The sequence below is a fragment of the Streptomyces sp. M41(2017) genome, from assembly GCF_002078175.1.
In the GTDB taxonomy this organism is placed as follows: Bacteria; Actinomycetota; Actinomycetes; order Streptomycetales; family Streptomycetaceae; genus Streptomyces.
Window position 1 is genome coordinate 5,544,873 of sequence record NZ_MWFK01000001.1, and the last position, 19,596, is coordinate 5,564,468.

Below are 19,596 nucleotides of genomic sequence, written 5' to 3' on the forward strand. Positions count from 1 at the left end.
GTGCAGAGCGTGGGCGTGCCCGGTCTCCCCGACTTCCCAGGGTGCTACGGCTTACACATGAGATGTCACCGAACGTCACATCGTGCGGCATTCAAGGAGTTGGATCGTGAACGAGACGGAATTCAAGGCGTGGCCGGTTCACATGACGGGACCGCCCGGCCAGAACCCGTTCGGCGCCCTCGCCGAACTCGCTCCGGCCGCCGCGTTCATGCGCGACAGCGCCGGCCGCTACGTGTGGGCCAACCACGCCTACGCCCATCTGTACGGGACGACACGCGACGCGGTGATCGGCCGCCATCTCTCGGATCTCGACGAGCCCGCCGACGTAGGCCGCTTCCTCGCCATGGACCAACAGGTCCTGACCGACGGCAAATCCGTGCGGCACGCCCTCACCTACCGGCGCCCCGACGGATCCTCCGCCCACGCGGCGGGCTATCGATTCCCCGTCCACTGGGGGGTGCAACGCTGCGTCGCGGGCATCTACGTCGATGTCACCGACTATGCCCGGGTGATGGACCAACGGCACCGGGCCGAGGCGGACTTGCACGCACTGCGTGACCAGAGCGGGGTGGCCTGCGTCCGGCTTTCCCCCGATGGTCGCGTGAGCGAGGCCGGCACCGCCACCGCGGAGATCCTGCGCCTCCGCCTCTCCGATCTGACCGGCCTGCGCGCCGACTCCCTTCTCGCCGACACCCCCGACCGCGTCGACCTGCTCCGGGCCTGGGACGACCTGATCACGGGCCGACGCAGGACCGCTGAGGCGTCAGCGGTGATCGTCGACGGAGAGGGCCGGCAGCGCAGGGCCCGCATCCGGCTCGCCACGGTCGGCGCGACGGCGCCCGGCGTGCGGGGCGTGTGGGCCGTCGCCACCCACCTGGGCCGACGTCTGCAGACCCAGCCTGCCCTGACCGCCGCGCAAGTGCGCATAGTCGCCCTGCTCGCGGCAGGCCGGAGCAACGCGGACATCGCCGAGGAACTGCGCCTGTCGCGCCAGACGGTGGACTATCACCTGAGTCGCCTGCGCGTCCTCCTGGAAGCGCCGACTCGACCCGCCCTGGTCGCCCGGGCCTATGTCCTCGGTATCCTCTCGCCGCAGGCGTGGCCACCTCGCTCAGCCACGGCGGCTCATCCCTCCAGCCCGGTGTGACCGATCGGCGCAGGCCGAGACGGTGGTGCGTGCGGAGCGGGACAACGATCCAAGCCGTCGGGCGGTCCTCCACCGGTGGTCGACTTCGACCGGGCAGTCGCCCAGCAGCGCGGTGGGAGCCGGAACCGTGCGAGTGGCGCCGGACTGACAGTGGTCGAGCGCTTCCTGCCCGACGCCTGCCTCGTGCTGAGCGGTGACAGCCCACCGCACGGTGACTACGGACGGAAGCCGTCGATGGCCAGCTCCAGGAGGCGGTCGGCCTGGGCGGTGCCGGCGGCGGTGCTGGGGGTCCGCCACAGGCAGCTCAGCAGCATGATGACGTCGACGGGGTCGATGCCGGGCCGCACCTCGCCGGCGCTCTCGCAGGCATCGAGGAGCTGCTTGACGGCTGCGGTGACGGGGGGCCACGAGGCGCTGACGACCTCCTGTGCGGCCGCCGAGTGCAGCGCTTCGCCCATGCCGTGCTTGATGCGCACGTAGCTCGCGAGGGTGGTGAACCATCGTCGCAGGGCATCGAGCGGGGGGTGCGCCGCGAGGACGTCCGGCACGGATGCGACGAGGCGCTCGGTGTCGTGGCGGTGGACCTCGAGGATCAGTGCCTCGCGTGTGGGGAAGTGCCGGTAGAGGGTGCCAGGGCCGACGCCCGCGCGCTTGGCGATCGAGTTGAGGGATGCGTCGGGGGACTCGGCCAGCGCGTCGTGGGCGACCTCGAGGATCAGTGCGCGGTTCTTCAGCGCGTCGGAGCGTTGGGGCGCTGCGTCGGGCATGGGGTTCTCCTGGTCTGCGGCCGTGTTCCGTTTGCGATGCGGAGAACTCTCCGTTAGCGTTGCGTGAGTCAGACGGAGATGTCTCCGCTTGTGTCCGCTCACCCATTCTAGGAGCCCTTTCATGCGCTACGCCAAGCTCGGCCGCACCGGCCTGGACGTGTCTCCGGTCGCCATCGGCGCCATGACCTACGGAGAGCCCGACCGGGGCCACCCCGTCTGGTCCCTCGACGAAGAGAGCAGCCGCCCCCTGATCAAGCACGCCCTCGAAGCGGGCATCAACTTCTTCGACACCGCCAACATGTACTCCTACGGCTCCAGCGAGGAGATCCTCGGCCGGGCCCTGAAGGACTACGCCGACCGCGACGACGTCGTCATCACCACCAAGGTCCGCCACGACATGCGCCCGGGCAGCCCCAACGGCGGCGGCCTGTCCCGCAAGGCGATCATGTCCGAGATCGACAACAGCCTGCGCCGCCTGGGCACCGACTACGTCGACGTCTACATGATCCACCGCCTGGACAACGACACCCCGATCGAGGAGACCCTGGAAGCCCTCCACGACGTGGTCAAGGCCGGAAAGGCCCGCTACCTCGGCGCGTCCTCGATGCACGCCTGGCAGTTCGCCAAAGCCCTCCACCTCCAGGAACGCCACGGCTGGGCCCGGTTCGTCACCATGCAGGACCACTACAACCTCCTCGCCCGCGAAGAGGAGCGCGAAATGCTCCCCCTGTGCGCAGACGAAGGCGTCGCCACCATGGTGTGGAGCCCTCTCGCCCGCGGCCGCCTCGCCCGCCCCGCCGACCAGGCGAACACCGGCACCCGCTCCGCCACCGACGGCGCCTACGCCGACATGCTCTATCAGGCCACCGCGGACAGCGACCGCCACATCATCGACGAGGTCGGCACCATCGCCGACGCCCACGGCGTCTCCCGCGCCCAGGTCGCCCTCGCCTGGCTGCGCCGCAACGCCGTCGTCGCCGCACCCCTGGTCGGAGCACGCACCATCCAGCAGATCGACGACGCCGTCGCCTCCCTCGACCTGGACCTCACCGACGAAGAAGCCCGGCGGCTGGAAGCCCCGTACACCCCCCGCCACGACTTCCAGGGAGTCTCCGACACCCGCGAACTGGAACGCATCAAGGCGAGCATCCCCGGCTACGCCAACGTCTGACCCCGCGCCCGACCTGCAGCGCACACAGCCCGTTCCCCTTCATGCCTCGAGGAGCCGAGATGACCGAACCCGTGGGCCGCCTGGGATCGGTAGCCCTGGACTGCGACGATCCGCGAGCGCTCGCGACGTTCTGGGCTGCCACCCTGGGCGGCGAGATCACCCTCGAGTCCGACGGATTCTGCGCCGTCGACCTGGGGTCCCTCCTCCTGGTCACCGTCCGCGTCCCGGATCACCGTCCGCCACAGTGGCCGGAGGGAACGCCGAAGCAGTTCCACCTGGACGTCGCCGTCGTGAACCTGGACACGGCCGAACGACTGGCGCTCGCCAACGGTGCGACCGAGCCCGCCGACCAGCCCGCCCCCGACCGCCGGCGCGTCCTCCTGGACCCCGCGGGCCACCCGTTCTGCCTCACCACGCTCATCCCGGCTTGAGCGCCGCCGGCTTCCACCCCTGCGCAAGGAGAACAAGAATCATGGCCGAAGTACTGGTGACGGGCGGTTCGGGCTACATCGGCAGCTGGTGCGTCCTGGCCCTGCTCGACGCAGGACACTCGGTACGGACGACGGTCCGCAGCCTGTCCCGTGAAGCGGAACTGCGGGCGATGCTGCAGCGCGGCGGAGCCGCACCGGACGCGCCGCTTCAGGTCCTGACCGCCGACCTGACCCAGGACGCGGGCTGGCAGGAGGCGGTGCAGGGCTGCGACGCCGTCCTTCACGTCGCCTCGCCGACCCTGACCACCGCGCCCCGATCGGACGAAGCGATGGTCACACCGGCTCGCGAAGGCGTGCTCCGCGTGCTGCGGGCGTCCCGCGACGCGGGCGTCCGACGCGTGGTCCTGACGTCGGCGATCGGCGCCATCGCCTACGGCCACCCCGATCGAGACACACCGTTCACAGAGGACGACTGGACGAACGTGGACGCGGGCATCGAGCCCTACCAGAAGTCCAAGACGCTCGCGGAGCGCGCCGCCTGGGACTTCATCGCCACTCAGGGGGACGGGCTGGAACTGGCCACCGTGAACCCCACCGGTGTCCTCGGTCCGGTACTGGGACCCGACTTCTCCCCCTCCCTCGGACTGATCCAGCACATGCTGGACGGCTCGATGCCCCTGTCTCTGAAGTTCGCCTCCGGCTACGTCGACGTCCGCGACGTGGCCGACCTGCACCTGCGCGCCATGACCGACCCCGCCGCCGCAGGACAACGGTTCATCGCGACGTCAGGACGGAGCCTGTGGGTCCGTGAGGTCGCGGGGATTCTCCGCCGGCGACTCGGGAAGCGGGCCGACCGCGTGCCCACGCGGGAGATGCCCGTCTGGGCGGCCCGCACTCTGTCCCTGGTCAAGCCCGAACTGCGCCCGCTCCGCGCGCTCCTGGGCAAGGACCTCGACGCCACCTCCGAGAAGGCTCGGCGCCTCCTGAACTGGCAGCCGCGGCCCGTCGAGGACACCATCGCCGAGACCGCGGAAAGCCTCCTGGCCCTCGACGCGCATCTGCCGGCCGACGGCGTGAACGAGACCGCCTGACCGACGTCGGGCCCAGTCTCCCGCGAGGCGCCAGTGAATCCCCGGGGTGGCAGATCGCCTCCTCGAGGATTCAGCCGAGGTTCGCGCAGTCCGGACGGCCCCCCACCGCCGATCCCTCGTACGCGGAAGCCACCTGGGGTGAACTCCGCGCCGGACTCCACCAATTCAAGGGGGAGGCGCCCCGCAAGGGCTCAGTGCTCCAGGACCCTCGCGTCCACGGAGGCACTACGGGTGCTCCTGCGACAGGCGGCGACTCCGAGAGCGAGCATCCAGTAGCTGAAGAGTGCGCCCATCAGGGCAGTGGTGCCCCAGCCGTTCGCCGCGTAGAAATGTGAGGGGGTGTTGCCGAAGAACAGGGACGGCACGAAGGCCAGGTTGACTGCCGCCAAGGTGAAGGCGGTGTGTCCCGTCCAGCGCGGCAGCAGATGCGTGTGGGAGATGGCGTAGCCGATGGCGGCCAGGAGCAGCGCGAGCATGATGCGGCCGATGGATCCGTACAGAATGTAGGTTCCGTTCACCGTGATGGTCGGGTCAAGGGGATGGTCGGTGGCGATGACCGCGCCGGCCTCCAGCCCACTGGAGACCAGCGTGACGGTGGAGTAGACCAGTCCGGCGGCGAAGGCCACGGTGCCGACCCATTCGTAGGCCGGATTCGCTGCTTTGACCCATTCACGGAAGACCGTCACGAAGACGATCAGGAACGCCAGTGCCAGAATCCCGATCAACAACCGGGCAAGGACGTTTGCGTCCGGCGGCGGACCGGAGTAGATGAAGTACAGCGGTACTTCGATGATGAAGGCGGCTGCTGCGGCGATGCCGGCCCTGCCGGTCAGTCGCCTAGCCACGGTTTCGTTCATGGCTGTCTCCCGGTGTCCGTGGTTGGTCTCGTGGTCGGTTCCGTGAGAGAGAGTCTGCTGTCCCGGCTGCTCGACGTCCCTGGGCCTGGACACCCGAACGGGGGTGGGCCTGGCAACACCGTGACGGCCCGCCCCGGGACCCGCCGGTGGATAGCCCCGCGGTCACCTGGGCTTGCCGGAGCGGGCGTCACATCTCGGCTTGTCGACGAGTCGCTGCTGGAGTGCCGTTCGGCGCCGGCCGGCGGATCATCACGAACGACCCCGGCTACCGTCCGAACAAGGGCCCCGGGAACCCCGGCGACGACGACAGAACGGCATCCTCGCAGCAGCACAGCAGCACAGCAGCACAGCAGCACAGCAGCACAGCAGCACAGCAGCACAGCAGCACAGCAGCACAGCAGCACAGCAGCACAGCAAGCACAGCAGCCGGGGCCGCAGGCGTCAGCGGGTCGCGCGTGGGCTCTCAGGACCCGGGCTCGGCCCCGTCGCGGCCGAGCCTGCGCATCGACGTCACTTCGTACCGCACAGCCGAACTATCGGCCGGCCCACGGCACGTGAGCTGCCGTGGGGGCGTGAGATGCGGCATCACTTCTACCTCGAGCGCCGGTGTGCGGGGTGAGCGGCTCTTGACCCGGATGTGCCACCCTCTGCCGTGCCGGACCGACTCGGCAATCGTGTAGTCGTCTCTGCCTGCGGGGCCGAATCGCCTGAGGACGGCGCTGATGGCGGCCTGTTGGGGTGGGAAGAGGGTGGTGTAGCCGCGCAGATGGTCGGCGCGGATGCGGTCGGCCATGTGGTCCTCGATCACGGTGATCGCTGTTTGTGCGTCAAGGCCGCCGTAGTAGACGCCGTCGGGAACGACCACGATGTTTGCTGCGAAGCGGTCTCCGCCGACGTGCGAGCATTCCCAGACCATGTCGGGCCACAACCCGCTCAGGGTCCGTCCGACAGGAATCCCGCGTACGGCGCAGCAGGTGTCGTGGAGGCCGTGCGCGCACACCAGGATGACCGGAGGCAGGTCGGTCGTCCCACGAGTCGTCAGGGCCGGAACGACGTGTGCCAGATGTTCGTCGCGCTGCCAGGTGCCCCAATGCTGCAGGAGCGCTCCGTCGGTCTCGCGACGGAGGACCGCCCAGCGGTTGGCGCCGTCGCAGTGGCGGCGCCCGGGGCGTCTGATGAGGAGGATCCGCGCTCGAGCCCGCTGAGCGGCATTGCTGACGAGCGTTTTGGTCCGCGGATCGAGGTCGAGCCCCTGGAAACCGTTGACGGGCCATCCTTGTCGGTACTCGATCAGGATCCAGACTGTGCCGTGGGGCGCGGTCCCTGCCAGGGCGTCCCCCCGGGAGCGGGCCGCGTCGGAGCAGAAGAAGCGCTCGGTATCGGTCACCGTTCTGCCGGCACCAGCACGCCGGCCCGGAGCAGCCTCTCGGCGAGTGCGGCACCGAGCTCGCCGACAGTGCGAGCCTGCCCGTCGAGCAACCGTGTTACGGAGGCAACATCGGTTTCCGCGAAGTCGAGCCAGCCCACTCGGGTGATCAACCGCGCTCCCTCCCACCGCGGAGCCAGCGCGTCACGGAGCCGGATCAACGAGGTCGGGTCGAGATTCCGCAGCGCTGCGAGCTGGGCCAGGGGACCCAGCGGCGCGGGCCGGCCCTGAGATCGTCGGGCCCGGTGGAATCGCGGCCTCACATCGGTCTCCGCCACAGCCTCCAGCAGACGGGACCGGACGAGTTCCAGCTCGGACTCCAGATGCTCCGGTCCAAGGGGGAGACTGCGGCGTGCCGCCGAATCCTCCCGAAGTACGGCAAGCGCGGCTCGGGTGAACTCCTCGGCCAACGCGTGGCGAGTCCAGACATGAACGCCGAGGGTTACATGAAGGGAGACGTCGCCCTGAGCCTGCGCGGAGTGCAACCAGCCCCGTGGCAGATAGAGCACGTCGCCGGGGTTGAGCACCGTATCCAGGTACGGCTTCTGCCCGGCCGCCTCAGCGACTGCCTTCCGGTGATCGGTCCAGGGCTGGTCGCGGAGCGGGTCGGGCAGGACGGGCTTGTGGATGACCCACCTCTTGGAGCCCTCGACCTGCACGATGAACACGTCATGCACGTCGTAGTGGGCGTCGAACCCGCGGTTCTGCGGCGGTGTCACGTAGGCATTGGCCTGTACGGGGTGCCCCAGCTCCTCACTGAGCGCGGACACCAGATCGGCCATCGGCTCCCAGGTCCTGTGCAACGCCTGCAACACAAGGGTGGCCCCCTCGGCGAACGCGCGCCACAGCGCAGTGTCGTCCAGCTGGTCGGTGATGGTGGCCCCGACTCCTGCGGACGACGTGAACGACGAATCGGGAAGAGCCGCGCCCTCCTTTGCGACACGGAGGAAGGGCGTACGCAGACCACGACGTGAAATGAGCTCGTCCACCGCGTCGGCGGAGAACACGTCTCCGAAGTCACTCGCGTCCCGGTTCAGCAGTGGCTCACGCCCCCAGAAACCACCGGCGAACGACTCACGGCTGCACCCGGTCAAACGGGACTCCAGGGCGCCCGCCGAATCGTTGCCGGCGCCCTGAAGATCGGTCCGTACCGGCCTCAAGAGCGGCCAGCTCCTCCGTCGGCTCCGCCGTCGTGCTGGCCGGGTGTGCCTGCGGCGCCGCCGTCCGCGGGACCTTCGGCTCCTCCGTCGGCTCCTCCGTCGGCTCCGCCGTCGTGCTGGCCGGGTGTGCCTTCGGCGCCGCCGTCCGCGGGACCTTCGGCTCCTCCGTCGGCTCCTCCGTCGGCTCCGCCGTCGTGCTGGCCGGGTGTGCCTTCGGCACCGCCGTCCGCGGGACCGTCGGCTCCTCCGTCGGCTCCTCCGTCGGCTCCTCCGTCGGCTCCGCCGTCGTGCTGGCCCGGTGTGCCCTCGGCGCCGCCGTCCGCAGGACCCTCGTCTTCAGAATGCGTCATGGTTCCTCCAGTGTTCGATCTTTGTGTCTGAGTTCCCGATATCTGCCCTGGCATGCAGTCCGGTTTTCGATGCTTACCGATGCTCGCATTCATCCTTCGTGTCGCAGGGCAACGACTCGACTTCCCGCGCGTTCGTGTAGAAACACATCGCGTATCGGCGGTCTCGCACAATGGTGGGCGCAGAAAACGCGGCCCTTACTTCGCCTCGGCCGGTGAGATCGGATGCGGCAATTCGATCCGGGCGCACGACTCGGCCCGTGGAAGAAGGCACCGTAAGAACGCTGAGGACGGGAGCAGGAAGTGAGTGCTCCCTGCGTCGGCTCGTATTGGGGATGAGATTTCCAGACTCCCTTTTGCAGTCGTGCCTCATGTGCGGGGCCATAACGCACGGTGCCCGCCGGCTGCCGCTGCGGCCATTTGTGTGGCGATGGGACAGATGTGGATTCCCGAGTGGTGCGCGTTGTGCCGCGGACAGCCGAGTGGGTGAGTGAAATGCCGTACGGACCGTCGGCCCGTCACGGGTGGGGCGATCCGTACGAATCAGCGGGTCGACACCGCGGCTCCGATCAGCCGGTCGTCGCGTACAGCGGCCGGGAGAGTCTCTCGCCAGGAGCTGCCTCCGCTGGTGCGGGCACCCTTCCCCAAGGTCCGGGTCAACCGTGCGTTTCGCACGGTCAGTTGCTGACGTGTGTGACTGTCGGCGCCCCTTCACCGGATGACACCGTTCTTCCCGTCAGGCCGACACGGAGCCGGTACCGCCGACCGAGGGAGTGGACGTGATCAAGGGCTACGCCGCCTTCTGTGACGCGGACCCGCACTTCTACGACGCTCCGCACCGGATGAACACCGGCCCGACCGGCGCAGCCGACCGAAGGGGGGAGCAGTACGAGGTGGCCCTCGCACCGGTCCCCGAGGGCTGGCAGCGTCACCGCGTCGGCGACTGGCTGGCCTTGCGGCCGATGGACAGCCAACTCCCCGAACAGGGATGGAAGATCCATGTGTCCGCGTGCCTCGGCAACGCCGAGTCCGTCCTCGCGAGGGTCTCGACCTACTGTCAAGAGCAGCGTGTCGCCCACAAGTTCGTGCCCAGTCGCTATCTGCTGCACCATCGCAACGCCAAGTACGCGGACCGGGCGGCGAGCGGCAAATTCATCACCGTGTACCCGTCCGACGACGAGCGGTGCCGCCGCGTCGCAGAAGACCTCGCCGCTCTCCTCGCCGGCGAGCCTGCACCGTACATTCTCAGCGACCTGCGCTGGGGATCCGGACCGGTCCACCTCCGCTACGGCAGCTTCACCCGCCGGCATTGTTACGACGAGGACGGGGAACTGCGGCCCGCGGTACGGCGCCCCGACGGACGGCTCGTCCCCGATCTGCGCGGGCCCGCCTTCCGGATACCCGACTGGATCGAGCCGCCGGCCTTCCTCGCGCCCCACCTCGAGGCCCGGGCCGCGGTCACCGTCGGCGAACTTCCCTACGCCATCGAGAGCGCCCTGCACTTCTCCAACGGAGGCGGGGTCTACGTCGGCCGCGACCGCGCCACCGGTGAGAAGGTCGTCCTGAAAGAGGCCCGCCCGCATGCAGGACTGGCCGCCGACGGCGCCGACGCGGTGGCCCGGCTGCGCCGCGAACAAGAGGCGCTGGAGCGGCTCTCCGGACTCGGCTGCACCCCGGAGGTGCGGGGGACGTTCTCCGTCGGGGACCACCAGTTCCTGGCGATGGAGTTCGTGGAGGGCAAACCGCTCAACACCTTCTTCGCCCGCCGTCACCCCCTCATCGAGTCCGACCCCGGCCCCGAGGCACTCGCCGAATACACCGCCTGGGCCCTGCGTATCCACCGGCTGATCGAGGACGCGGTGCACGCGGTGCACGCTCGCGGAGTCGTCTTCAACGACCTTCATCTCTTCAACATCATGGTCTCCGAGGACGAACGGTCCGTGACACTCATCGACTTCGAGGCCGCGGCCCCCATCGACGAGGGCCGACGCCAGACGGTCGCGAACCCCGGCTTCGTCGCCCCCGCCGACCGGCGAGGACACGACGTGGACCGGTACGCCCTGGCCTGCCTCCGGCTCGCCCTGTTCCTGCCGCTCACCAGTCTGCTTCCGCTCGACAGGGCCAAAGCCCGACACCTGGCGGACATCGCCGCCGAGCAATTCCCCATCGACAGAGGCTTCCTGGACGAGGCGGTCGAGGAGATCACCCGCGGCACCGCCCGACCCGCTGCCGGACCGTACCTGCCCGTCGAACCAGGTGACTGGCCACGCAGCCGCGACTCGATGGTCCGCGCCGTCCTGGCCTCCGCCACCCCGGAGCGCGACGACCGGTTCTTCCCCGGCGACATCGCCCAGTTCGCCACCACCGGCGGCGGAGCGACCTTCGGGTACGGCACCGCGGGAGTCCTGTACGCCCTCGCCGAGACCGGCGCGGACCCGCACACCGAGGCGGAGGAGTGGCTTCTGCGCCAGACCAAGGCACCGGAGTCCGGCACCCCGATCGGCTTCTACGACGGACTGACCGGCATCGCCTGGACACTGGACCGCCTCGGCCACCCCGAACGGGCCCTGGAACTGGCCGAGTCGGCCCAAGCGCGGCCCTGGGAGGGCATCGCCCCCGATCTCCACGGCGGCCTCACCGGCGTCGGACTCGCCCTGGACTCCCTCGCGGCCACGACCGGAACACCCGCCCTGCACGAAGCGGCCCGGCGCTGCGCCGAACTGGTCGCCGAGGCCGTCCCCGGCATCACCCGCGCCGGGCTCCTGTACGGGGCGTCCGGACCGGCCCTGCTCTTCGTCCGCCTCTACGAACGCACCGGTGACACCGCGCTGCTCGACCGGGCAGGCGACGCGCTCCGGCAGGATCTCGCCCGGTGTGTCCGCAGCGCCTCCGGAACGCTCCAGGTCGACGAGGGCTGGCGGACCATGCCGTACCTCGGCGCCGGCAGCGTCGGCATCGGCATGGTGCTCGACGACTACCTCGCCCACCGGGCGGACGAGGACCTCGACAGAGCGCGCCGCGAGATCGTACGGGCCGCACAGGCCACCTTCTACGCGCAACCCGGACTCTTCCGCGGCGCCGCCGGCATGGTGCTGCACCTCAGCCGGACCACCGCTCCCGGCCCCGGCACCACGCCGGGGGACGTGCGCCGACAGATCGACGCCCTGTCCCGGCACGCCGTCCCCTACGCAGGCCATCTGGCCTTTCCCGGTGAGCAGATGATGCGGCTGTCCATGGACCTCGCCACCGGCACCGCCGGTTGCCTTCTCGCCCTCGGCAGCGCCGCCTCCGGCGGAGACGTGCATCTGCCCTTCCTCCCGCCGCCCCGGCGGAACCCACAAGCCGGTCCCGTCCAGGGATCGTGAAGTGCACCACCCGCAGGACGTACGAACCGCTCACAGTCCCCGATCGAAAGGAAAGACGATGACGCTTCTCGACCTGCAGTCGATGGAGACCCCGAAGGAAGAGGCCACCGGCGACGTCGCCACCGGCAGCCGCGCGAGCCTGCTGCTCTGCGGCGACAGCAGCCTGTCCGTCACCACCTGTAACTGACACACCGGCCGGTCCGCGCGGCGTCACCGCCGCGCGGACCGGCGCCGGTCACGGCCCGGCGCCGCTCATGCCCGACGTCCGCCGAGACCGACGTCCGCTGAGTCCGACGACGGAAGCTCGTCGGCCCGAGCCCGACACCGGCCTCCACACCACGTGTCCCAGCCGTTCCCGGGGAGGAGACCTCCACGATGACCTCCGCCCCGGACCTTCCGGATCGCCCGGACCTCTCGGACCCACCGGCCACCCCGTCCTTCGCCGGGAGCGACGCAGAGGAAGACTCGGAGGTCCGCGCGGCCTGTAACGGCGTACTGCGCCAGGCACTTCGCCACAGCGGCGGACACAGCCTCGCGATCCTCCTCTGCTCCGTCACCTCCGCGCTCGTCTCGCTGGCCGAACCGGCGGTCCTCGGGCACGCCCTGGACCTGCTCCTCTCCCGGTCGCCGGGCGCCACCCCATGGACCCTCGCGTGCGCGGCGCTCGTCGTCGCGGAGATCCTGCTCGACTCCGCGGACGCCCTCCTCGTCGGAACCGTCAACGCCCGCTCCACCGCGTGGCTGCGCACCCGGACACTCGACCGGCTCCTGCGCGCCGACCCGAACCGCGCCACCGCCTCCTTCGCGCCGGGTGATCTGGCCACCCGGCTCACCGCCAACGCCACCGAGGCGGGCACCGTTCCCGCCGCCGCGGCGGGAGTCGCGGCTGCTCTCCTCCCGCCCCTCGGTGCCCTTGTCGCCCTGACCGTCATCGACGGGTGGACCGCCGCGGCCTTTCTGCTGGGGGTCCCTCTGCTGGTGCTGCTCCTTCGGACGTTCGCCCGCTCCTCGTCCGTGGCCGTCGGCCGGTATCAGGAGGTCCAGGCGGAGATCGCCGACCGGCTCGCCGAAGTGCTGGGCGGAGCCCAGACCGTCGCCGCGGCGGGCACCGTACGTCGGGAACGACGCCGCGTGCTCGCGGACCTGCCACGTCTCTCCACCGAGGGCCGTTCCATGTGGCGGGTCTACGGGCGTGCGGTCGCGCACAGCGGAGTCCTGATGCCGCTGCTGGTCTGTCTCGTTCTCGGTGTGGGGGGCCTGCGGCTCGCCACCGGACACCTGAGCGTCGGTGACCTGGTCGCCGCCTCCCGGTACGCGGCACTGGCAGCGGGCGCCGGGGCGGTGGCCGGGGTGGTCGGTGCCCTCGTGAAGGGAAGGGCGGCCGCTCGCCGCACGGTCGAACCGGCCCTCCTGGCCCCGGTCGCGCACGGTCCCTCGGTGCTGTCGGCAGGCGGACCGGGGACGCTGGAGCTTCACGGTGTCGGTGTCGTACGCGACGGCGTCCGTGTCCTTGACGACGTCACCGTCACCGTGCCAGGCGGGACGACGGTGGCCGTCGTGGGCCGCTCCGGTTCGGGCACGTCCGCCCTCGCGGCGGTGGCGGGCCGGCTGACCGACCCCGACGAGGGCTGCGTGCGTCTGGACGGCGTCCCGCTCGACCGGCTCACCGAGGAGGACCTGCGCACGGAGGTGGTTCACGCCTTCGCACAGCCCGCGCTCTTCGGAGCCACGGTCGCCGACGCCATCGCGTTCGGCGTCGTGGCACCGCCGCCCTCGGCCGTACGCGCAGCCGCCCGTGCCGCTGGAGCGGACACCTTCGTGACGCGTCTTCCGCAGGGCTACGACACCCCGCTCACGCACGCGCCGTTGTCCGGCGGTGAGCGCCAACGACTCGGGCTGGCGCGGGCGTTCGCGCACGCCGGACGACTGCTCGTGCTGGACGACGCGATGTCCGGCCTGGACACCGTCACCCAGCGGGAGGTGGAGCGCGCGCTCGCCCGTGACGTCCGTGCCGGGACCCGGCTGCTGGTCGCCCATCGATTGTCGACCGCGGCCCGTGCCGATCTGGTGCTCTGGCTGGAGAAGGGCCGCATCCGCGGGATGGCCCCGCACGACGTGCTGTGGCGGATGCCCGACTACCGTGCCGTCTTCACCGCCACGGCGGAAGCCGGACCGGACCGTCCAGGCAACTCTCGAACGGTCCCGGGAAGCGGTTCGCCGCCCGGGGCCACCTCCGGACACCCGGCAGCGGGGGAGGGGGCCTGATGAACGACACCCGTCCCGCGGCAGCCCCCGACGGCTCCTCGCCCCTGCACAAGCCCGGACCGTCGACGCGGCGAACCCCGGACGACCCGAGGTCGAGCAGGAACGATGAACGTGGCTCCCTGACACGGGTGTTGCCGGACGGCCGACGGTTCCTGCGCCGGCACCGATCTGTCCTGTTCGCCTTGTCCGGCTGGTCCCTCCTGGAGAGCGCTCAGATCTTCCTCGGCGGCTACGGAGTCGCCCGCTCGCTCGACGACGGCTTCCTCGCCGGCCGTACCGGCACCGGCCTGCTCTGGCTCTGCGTCGCGGCGGGCGCCACGCTGCTCGGCGGCTTCGCCGTCCGGCAGGTCTTCCGAGGACTGGCCGACCTGGTCGAACCGTTCCGCGACGGCCTGATGCGCCGGGCGGTGGACCAGGCGCTCGGCGCCGCGCTCGCCGAGCCGGCACGAGCCGACCCGACCGGGGCCGTGTCCCGGCTCACGCACCAGACCGAGATCGCCCGCGACAGCTTCGCCGGCCTGGTCCTGACCGCCCGCTCGTTCGTCTTCACCACGGCGGGCGCGCTGCTCGGCATGGCCTCGCTCGACCCGGCGCTGCTGTTCGTCGTACTGCCGCCGCTGCTGGCAGGACTCATCCTCTTCCTGTCGACCTTTCCTCCCATGGCGGCCGCGCAGCGTGCCTATCTGGACGCCGACGAGGCACTGTCCGCCCTGTCCGGGCAGGTGGCCTCCGGCCTGCGCGACGTGGCGGCGTGCGGGGCCGGAGCCCGGGTCGCCGCTGAGATCGGCAGGCTGATCGCCGTCGAGGAACGGCTGTCCCGGAGGCTGGCCCGCTGGGCGGCCGTACGATCGTTCGCGCTCGGCGTCGCCGGCCGACTTCCCCTGGTCGTACTTCTCGCCGCGACCCCTCTTCTCATCGAGGGCGGACTGACGGCGGGCGCCCTGCTGGGAGCGCTGACGTACCTGGTCCAGGCTCTCCTGCCCGCCCTGCACGCCCTGATGACCGCCGTCGGAACGGCCGGCACCCGCCTGTTGGTCGTGCTGGAGCGGTTCACCGACCAGGATGACCACGCTGCCCCGAGAATCCCGCCCATCGCACCCATCCCGACTGCCCAGCCTCCAGTCGAACCCGGCGCGCATCCGTCCGGGCGGCCACCTGCCGACGATCCCCGACCTGCTTGCCCCGCGAGGTCGGGCCGCTCCGGACGGACACCTGCGGCCGAGCTTCGAGGCGTGACCTTCGCGTACGGCACCGGAGCGCGCCCTGTGCTGAGGGAGCTGGACCTGACCGTTGAGGACGGCGAGCACCTCGTGGTCGTCGGGCCGAGCGGCATCGGCAAGTCCACCCTCACCTCTCTGCTTGCCGGACTCCTCACGCCGGATGCCGGTTCGGTACGGGTGGCGGGAGCGGCGCCGGGTCCCGACGGGCCGGCGCATCCGCAGCCGCGCCGGACACTCCTGCCGCAGCGGGCGTACGTCTTCAGCGGGACCGTCGGCGAGAACCTCGCGTACTTCCGGCCCGACGCCTCCCGTGCCGACCTCGACCGCGCCACGCGCCTCCTTGGTCTGGAAGGCCTGGTGCGGCGGCTCGGCGGCCTGCACGGAAGGGTCGACCCACGTCTCCTCTCACTCGGGGAGTGCCAGCAACTGGCCGTCGGACGCGCCTATGTGTCCCCGGCCCCCCTGCTCCTGCTGGACGAGGCCACCTGTCACCTCGACCCGGAGACGGAGGAGCGGACCGAGCGTGTCCTCGCCGAGCGCCCCGGCACCCTCGTGCTCGTCGCCCACCGGATCAGCTCCGCTCTACGGGCCGACCGCGTCCTCGTCCTGGACGGCGACCGCGCCCTGTGTGGACCGCACGACGCCCTTCTGGCCGAGTCGGAGCTCTACCGCGACCTGGTCGGCCGCTGGTACCACGAGCCCGGATCCGCCGTGGAGGAGCGTGATCGGCGCGCGTCGGAGCGCCGCGCTCACGGAGGAGAGGAATCGGAGGACCGCGGTGTGAGGGCGTCCCTGCCCGCGCTTCGCGGCGACGACCCCCCGGCGTCGAAGGGTGCGGTCACAGCGGTCGGCCCGGCCTGCGACCGCGACGTCGGACCCCGCGACGTCAGACCCAGCCGGCGCCCTGCGTGATGCGGATGGCGTCGATGCGGTTGCGGGCGCCGACCTTGCGGGTCGCCGCGGCCATGTAGTTCCGTACCGTTCCGCTGGTCAGATGGAGTCGACGGGCGATCTCCGCCACCGTCTCGCCTTGGGCGGCCCGTGCCAGCACGCTCAGTTCGCGCGTGGTCAGCGGCATTTGGGAAGCTTCCAGGAACCCACAGGCCAGTGACGCGTCCACGAACCGCTGACCCGCGGCCACTTCCGTGATGCCCTTGATCAACCGTTGCGCGGAGCTGTGTTTGTCCACGAACCCCAGGGCCTGGGCATCGAACGCTCTGCGCAGCGCTCCGGGTCGTCCGGCCGACGCCAGGACGACGAGCCCGGCGCGCGGCACCGGCACCCGCTCGCCCGTGTTCCCGGCGCCGCCCTCTAATAAGGAGGTGGCGCCGGGACAGTCGAGGTCGACCAGGCACACGTCGGGGCGTAGCCCGCTTGCGTTCTCACGGGCGGACATCCAGCCCGCCGCATCCACGTCGAACGTGGGTTCAGTCCGTAGGAGTGCCGTCAGCGCGGAGCGCATCAGGCTGACGCTGTGCAGTACGAGCACCGCGGTCATGGGTGTCCTCTCTCGATCCTCCGCCCGGCATGCACACACCCGGCATCCGTTGTGTCGTCTCTCCGGCTTCCCGAGAGGCCGAGAGGGAACCCCGAACGGTTTTCGACGGTGGCTCACTTCCATGCCGTGTCAGCGCGCCAAGATCCTTGCGGATCTCGGCCGGAAGCCGTGTGTCGCTCGCGTCGGGACGCATACGCCCTCGTGACGGGGCGCCCCCGGCCAGGGCAGTGACGGTCCGTGGGCTGTGGGCGGACCCTGACGGTCGTGTTGTCCGTACGCGCCGGCGGGCGAGAAAGGCGTGATCCATGCAGGTGCCTGGCCGCGGCGGCCTCCGGGAAAGATCTTCGAGGTGGGTCTCGGCACGGGCCGGAATCGAGCCGGTTCGTCGGAGATGCCGTTTGAGCACGCGGCCAGGAGCCGGAGTCCGTTCGCTGAAGTGGGGGCCGACGACGGGCAGTTGCTCGTGCGTCGCTAGCATCCGTGATCATGACCATGCGGGGGTGGCGGCTGGGTGCCGCGTTGTTGCTTACGGCGCTGTGTGTCTCCGGTGCGGGAGGGCCGGGCGTCATCCGTACGGCGTCGGACCTCGGCTCGCTCCCGGGCGACCGCTTCGACTACACGTCGCAGGACTACCAACGATCCAAGCGGGCCACAGCATTGCTGGTCCGCCGGTGCATGGCGCAGCGCGGCCATCCGGACTTCCCGCTCGACCCTCGCTATCCCAGCGATCCCATGGTCGCCACCGCGGTCGCCAGCGACTACGGAGTCCTTGATCTCGACGCCGCTCGCCGCTGGGGCTACGGCTGGGACCCGTCAGTGGCAGTGTCGTCCCAGCCGAAGGGCCGCAGGATGACGATCGCCGAGTATGCGGACTTCCCCGCGTGCACTGCCGAGGCGGGCGAGCGGTTGATGCACGGCATCGACGTCCAGCGGGACTGGTTGTACGCCGGTAGGCGGGCGGTCGAGGTCGACACGGTGGTCAAGCGCGATCCACGCCTGCGCGCCGCGTGGGAAGTGTGGTCCCAGTGTGTGGCAGAACAAGGATTCACGCGCTATCCCGACCCTGTGGCCGCGTACTCGGACACTGCCTGGCGGCGTGGCAGTGACGGCAACACCCGGCACCTGCCGCGGGAGCGAGCGACCGCGACGGCGGACGTCACCTGCAAACGCCGTCACCATACGGCCGAGGTCTGGCACGCCGCCCGGGCGCGGGAGCAGAGCGCGGACATCGCCAGACACCGTGACCGCTATGCCGCCGGTCTTGAGGCGCTGCGAGCGTACCGGGCAACGATCGCCGAGGTGCTGCGAACCTTGGGCTAGGCGGACGCGGCGACGAAACGGCCGCCCGCCTCGGACTGTTCGCCGCCACCGTGCGTCCTTGAGGGTCGTGGCCGGGTCCCGGCGGCGGAACGTCGGCCGGAAAGGGGTCCGTACGGCGGCGGCGCGAACTCCTCCCGGTGCGCGGAAGGCAACGATGTCGAGTTCGGCGTCCTGATCGGCGACCCGAAGACGTCTGCGGTCGTGGGGGACCGTGGCCGGCGACGAACGTGTCTCGTCGTCGCCGGCCACGCAGCACAGGGCCGTCACGGCCGTGCCACCGCCACTGCGGGGAAGGACTGCGACGAGTCGCCTCGTCCGAGGGTGGCTCGAGGTTCGTGCTCAGGTAGTGGTGAGCATGCCTTCGCGGAGTTTGGCGAGGATGCGGTTGAGGAGTCGGGAGACGTGCATCTGGGAGACGCCGAGGTGCTCGCCGATCTGGGCCTGGGTGAGTTCATCGACGAACCGCATGTGGATGATCCGCCGCTCACGGTCGTCGAGCTGCGCGATCAGTGGGGCCAGCGCGCTGACGTCCTCGACCAGTTCGAGGGCGGTGTCATCCACTCCGATGAAGTCCGCGAGGGCGGCTTCCCCGTCCTCGCTGGAGGTGATGGCGGCGTCCAGAGAGGCGGAGGTATAGCCGTTGGAGGCCTTACGAGCCTCGATCACCTCTTCCTCGGGCAAGCACATCAGTGCCGCCAGTTCGCGCGTGGTGGGCATGCGGCCGAGCCGGCTGCGGAGCTCCTCAGTCGCCTTGGCGAGGGCGATCCGCGCTTCCTGAAGCCGGCGCGGGACGTGCACGGCCCATGACGTGTCGCGGAAGAAACGCTTGATCTCACCGACGATGTAGGGCACGGCGAAGGAGGTGAACTCGACTTCGCGACTCAGCTCGAAGCGGTCGATGGCCTTGATGAGGCCGATCGTGCCGACCTGGACGATGTCTTCCATCTCGTCGCTGCTGCGGCTGCGGAAACGTGAGGCCGCGAACTGTACGAGGGTGATGTTGATTTCGATGAGGGTGTTGCGCGCGTACTGGTACTCGGGGGTGCCCTCTTCGAGGACGGCGAGACGGTCGAAGAACAGCCTCGACAGCTCGCGGGCATCCTTCGGGGCGACGTGCGACGGGTGGCTGATTGCCGGCAGCACGACGGTCCGCGCCCCGTTGGTGTCGGTCACTGTCATGCTCGTCCCTTCCCGCGTGATCCAGCCTTGGATGCCCGCCGCCTCGGGACGGGCAGAGACGGCGTACCCGCGGTTGAGGCATGCATGCCAGATGAGATCGTCACCGTGCTGCTGTGGCGCTGACTTGCTCCTCGGATGAGACACGAAAATCTATGGTGGCTGAAGTAGACATTGCTTGATCGTGTGGCTATGGTTTCTCTCGTAGTCGAGATCGGTGGAGCCCGGCAGACACGAACTGCCGTGGAGAAAAGCGCAGTTGTAGTAGGCAGAGCGGTTCGGTGGTGGAGTTCCGAAGCCAGGGTTGTCGAAGGACGGCGACGGGGCTGACGACCGGACCGGGTGGCCCGAAGTG

Annotated in this window: 16 protein-coding genes; 9 read left to right on the forward strand and 7 right to left on the reverse strand. The window is 70.2% G+C overall.

Annotation, left to right across the window (positions count from 1 at the left end):
- The first annotated feature begins 106 nt into the window (after window positions 1–106).
- Window positions 107–1,147: a PAS domain-containing protein gene (locus B0675_RS24295; RefSeq protein ID WP_241539859.1), complete on the forward strand. Its 1,041-nt coding sequence runs from the start codon at window positions 107–109 to the stop codon at window positions 1,145–1,147.
- A gap of 215 nt (window positions 1,148–1,362) precedes the next feature.
- Here the strand turns inward: B0675_RS24295 and B0675_RS24300 are convergent, their stop codons facing one another.
- Window positions 1,363–1,914, reverse strand: coding sequence for a TetR/AcrR family transcriptional regulator (locus B0675_RS24300; RefSeq protein ID WP_081221030.1), 552 nt, complete (start codon window positions 1,912–1,914; stop codon window positions 1,363–1,365).
- A gap of 121 nt (window positions 1,915–2,035) precedes the next feature.
- Here B0675_RS24300 and B0675_RS24305 point away from each other — a divergent pair, with 121 nt between their 5' ends.
- The 3 genes from B0675_RS24305 to B0675_RS24315 are packed head-to-tail and all read left to right on the forward strand — an operon-like array spanning window position 2,036 to window position 4,607.
- The gene (locus B0675_RS24305; protein ID WP_081221032.1) at window positions 2,036–3,085 is read left to right on the forward strand and encodes an aldo/keto reductase; all 1,050 of its coding nucleotides are present in this window, start codon (window positions 2,036–2,038) and stop codon (window positions 3,083–3,085) included.
- A gap of 59 nt (window positions 3,086–3,144) precedes the next feature.
- On the forward strand, window positions 3,145–3,516 hold the full coding sequence (locus B0675_RS24310) for a VOC family protein (RefSeq protein ID WP_081221035.1): 372 nt from the start codon (window positions 3,145–3,147) through the stop codon (window positions 3,514–3,516).
- Window positions 3,517–3,557: 41 nt separating this feature from the next.
- Window positions 3,558–4,607 carry an aldehyde reductase gene (locus B0675_RS24315; protein WP_081221038.1) on the forward strand — a complete coding sequence of 350 codons (1,050 nt, stop codon included), beginning with the start codon at window positions 3,558–3,560 and terminating at the stop codon, window positions 4,605–4,607.
- A gap of 191 nt (window positions 4,608–4,798) precedes the next feature.
- Here B0675_RS24315 and B0675_RS24320 read toward each other — a convergent pair whose 3' ends face one another.
- The 4 genes from B0675_RS24320 to B0675_RS24340 form a co-directional block, all read right to left on the reverse strand.
- A complete protein-coding gene (locus tag B0675_RS24320; RefSeq protein ID WP_081221041.1) occupies window positions 4,799–5,464 on the reverse strand; it encodes a hypothetical protein in 666 nt (221 codons plus the stop codon).
- 463 nt (window positions 5,465–5,927) lie between these two features.
- Complete coding sequence (locus B0675_RS24330) at window positions 5,928–6,851, reverse strand: sucrase ferredoxin (RefSeq protein ID WP_081221046.1); 924 nt, start codon at window positions 6,849–6,851, stop codon at window positions 5,928–5,930.
- The gene (locus B0675_RS24335; protein ID WP_081221048.1) at window positions 6,848–8,050 is read right to left on the reverse strand and encodes a cupin domain-containing protein; all 1,203 of its coding nucleotides are present in this window, start codon (window positions 8,048–8,050) and stop codon (window positions 6,848–6,850) included. Before B0675_RS24335 ends, B0675_RS24330 begins: the two co-directional genes overlap by 4 nt.
- Window positions 8,047–8,400, reverse strand: coding sequence for a BatC protein (locus B0675_RS24340; RefSeq protein WP_081221050.1), 354 nt, complete (start codon window positions 8,398–8,400; stop codon window positions 8,047–8,049). Before B0675_RS24340 ends, B0675_RS24335 begins: the two co-directional genes overlap by 4 nt.
- 776 nt (window positions 8,401–9,176) lie before the next feature.
- On the opposite strand from B0675_RS24340, the gene lanKC reads away from it, so the two are divergent.
- From lanKC to B0675_RS24360, 4 genes are all read left to right on the forward strand, one after another.
- Entirely contained in the window at window positions 9,177–11,762 is a 2,586-nt protein-coding gene (gene lanKC / locus B0675_RS24345) for a class III lanthionine synthetase LanKC (RefSeq protein ID WP_081221986.1), read from the forward strand.
- A 58-nt stretch (window positions 11,763–11,820) separates the two neighbouring features.
- Entirely contained in the window at window positions 11,821–11,949 is a 129-nt protein-coding gene (locus tag B0675_RS24350; protein ID WP_058940762.1) for a SapB/AmfS family lanthipeptide, read from the forward strand.
- A 188-nt stretch (window positions 11,950–12,137) separates the two neighbouring features.
- Window positions 12,138–14,027: an ABC transporter ATP-binding protein gene (locus B0675_RS24355; protein WP_081221052.1), complete on the forward strand. Its 1,890-nt coding sequence runs from the start codon at window positions 12,138–12,140 to the stop codon at window positions 14,025–14,027.
- A complete protein-coding gene (locus tag B0675_RS24360) occupies window positions 14,027–16,159 on the forward strand; it encodes an ABC transporter ATP-binding protein (protein WP_081221053.1) in 2,133 nt (710 codons plus the stop codon). The genes B0675_RS24355 and B0675_RS24360 overlap by 1 nt, the downstream gene beginning before the upstream one ends.
- On the opposite strand, the gene B0675_RS24365 is transcribed toward B0675_RS24360, so the two are convergent.
- The gene (locus B0675_RS24365) at window positions 16,134–16,745 is read right to left on the reverse strand and encodes a response regulator transcription factor (RefSeq protein ID WP_179165356.1); all 612 of its coding nucleotides are present in this window, start codon (window positions 16,743–16,745) and stop codon (window positions 16,134–16,136) included. The genes B0675_RS24360 and B0675_RS24365 overlap by 26 nt on opposite strands.
- A 486-nt stretch (window positions 16,746–17,231) precedes the next feature.
- Here B0675_RS24365 and B0675_RS24370 point away from each other — a divergent pair, with 486 nt between their 5' ends.
- On the forward strand, window positions 17,232–18,065 hold the full coding sequence (locus tag B0675_RS24370) for a hypothetical protein (protein ID WP_241539860.1): 834 nt from the start codon (window positions 17,232–17,234) through the stop codon (window positions 18,063–18,065).
- Window positions 18,066–18,404: 339 nt separating this feature from the next.
- On the opposite strand, the gene B0675_RS24375 is transcribed toward B0675_RS24370, so the two are convergent.
- Entirely contained in the window at window positions 18,405–19,244 is an 840-nt protein-coding gene (locus B0675_RS24375; protein WP_081221055.1) for an RNA polymerase sigma factor SigF, read from the reverse strand.
- Window positions 19,245–19,596 lie beyond the last annotated feature (352 nt).

Bases quoted from the DNA above. Each gene is read 5' to 3' on its own strand.
- B0675_RS24300 (WP_081221030.1), bottom strand. From the start codon at position 1,914: ATGCCCGACGCAGCGCCCCAACGCTCCGACGCGCTGAAGAACCGCGCA.
- B0675_RS24305 (WP_081221032.1), top strand. From the start codon at position 2,036: ATGCGCTACGCCAAGCTCGGCCGCACCGGCCTGGACGTGTCTCCGGTC.
- B0675_RS24310 (WP_081221035.1), top strand. From the start codon at position 3,145: ATGACCGAACCCGTGGGCCGCCTGGGATCGGTAGCCCTGGACTGCGAC.
- B0675_RS24315 (WP_081221038.1), top strand. From the start codon at position 3,558: ATGGCCGAAGTACTGGTGACGGGCGGTTCGGGCTACATCGGCAGCTGG.
- B0675_RS24320 (WP_081221041.1), bottom strand. From the start codon at position 5,464: ATGAACGAAACCGTGGCTAGGCGACTGACCGGCAGGGCCGGCATCGCC.
- B0675_RS24340 (WP_081221050.1), bottom strand. From the start codon at position 8,400: ATGACGCATTCTGAAGACGAGGGTCCTGCGGACGGCGGCGCCGAGGGC.
- B0675_RS24350 (WP_058940762.1), top strand. From the start codon at position 11,821: ATGACGCTTCTCGACCTGCAGTCGATGGAGACCCCGAAGGAAGAGGCC.
- B0675_RS24355 (WP_081221052.1), top strand. From the start codon at position 12,138: ATGACCTCCGCCCCGGACCTTCCGGATCGCCCGGACCTCTCGGACCCA.
- B0675_RS24360 (WP_081221053.1), top strand. From the start codon at position 14,027: ATGAACGACACCCGTCCCGCGGCAGCCCCCGACGGCTCCTCGCCCCTG.
- B0675_RS24365 (WP_179165356.1), bottom strand. From the start codon at position 16,745: ATGACCGCGGTGCTCGTACTGCACAGCGTCAGCCTGATGCGCTCCGCG.
- B0675_RS24370 (WP_241539860.1), top strand. From the start codon at position 17,232: ATGACCATGCGGGGGTGGCGGCTGGGTGCCGCGTTGTTGCTTACGGCG.
- B0675_RS24375 (WP_081221055.1), bottom strand. From the start codon at position 19,244: ATGACAGTGACCGACACCAACGGGGCGCGGACCGTCGTGCTGCCGGCA.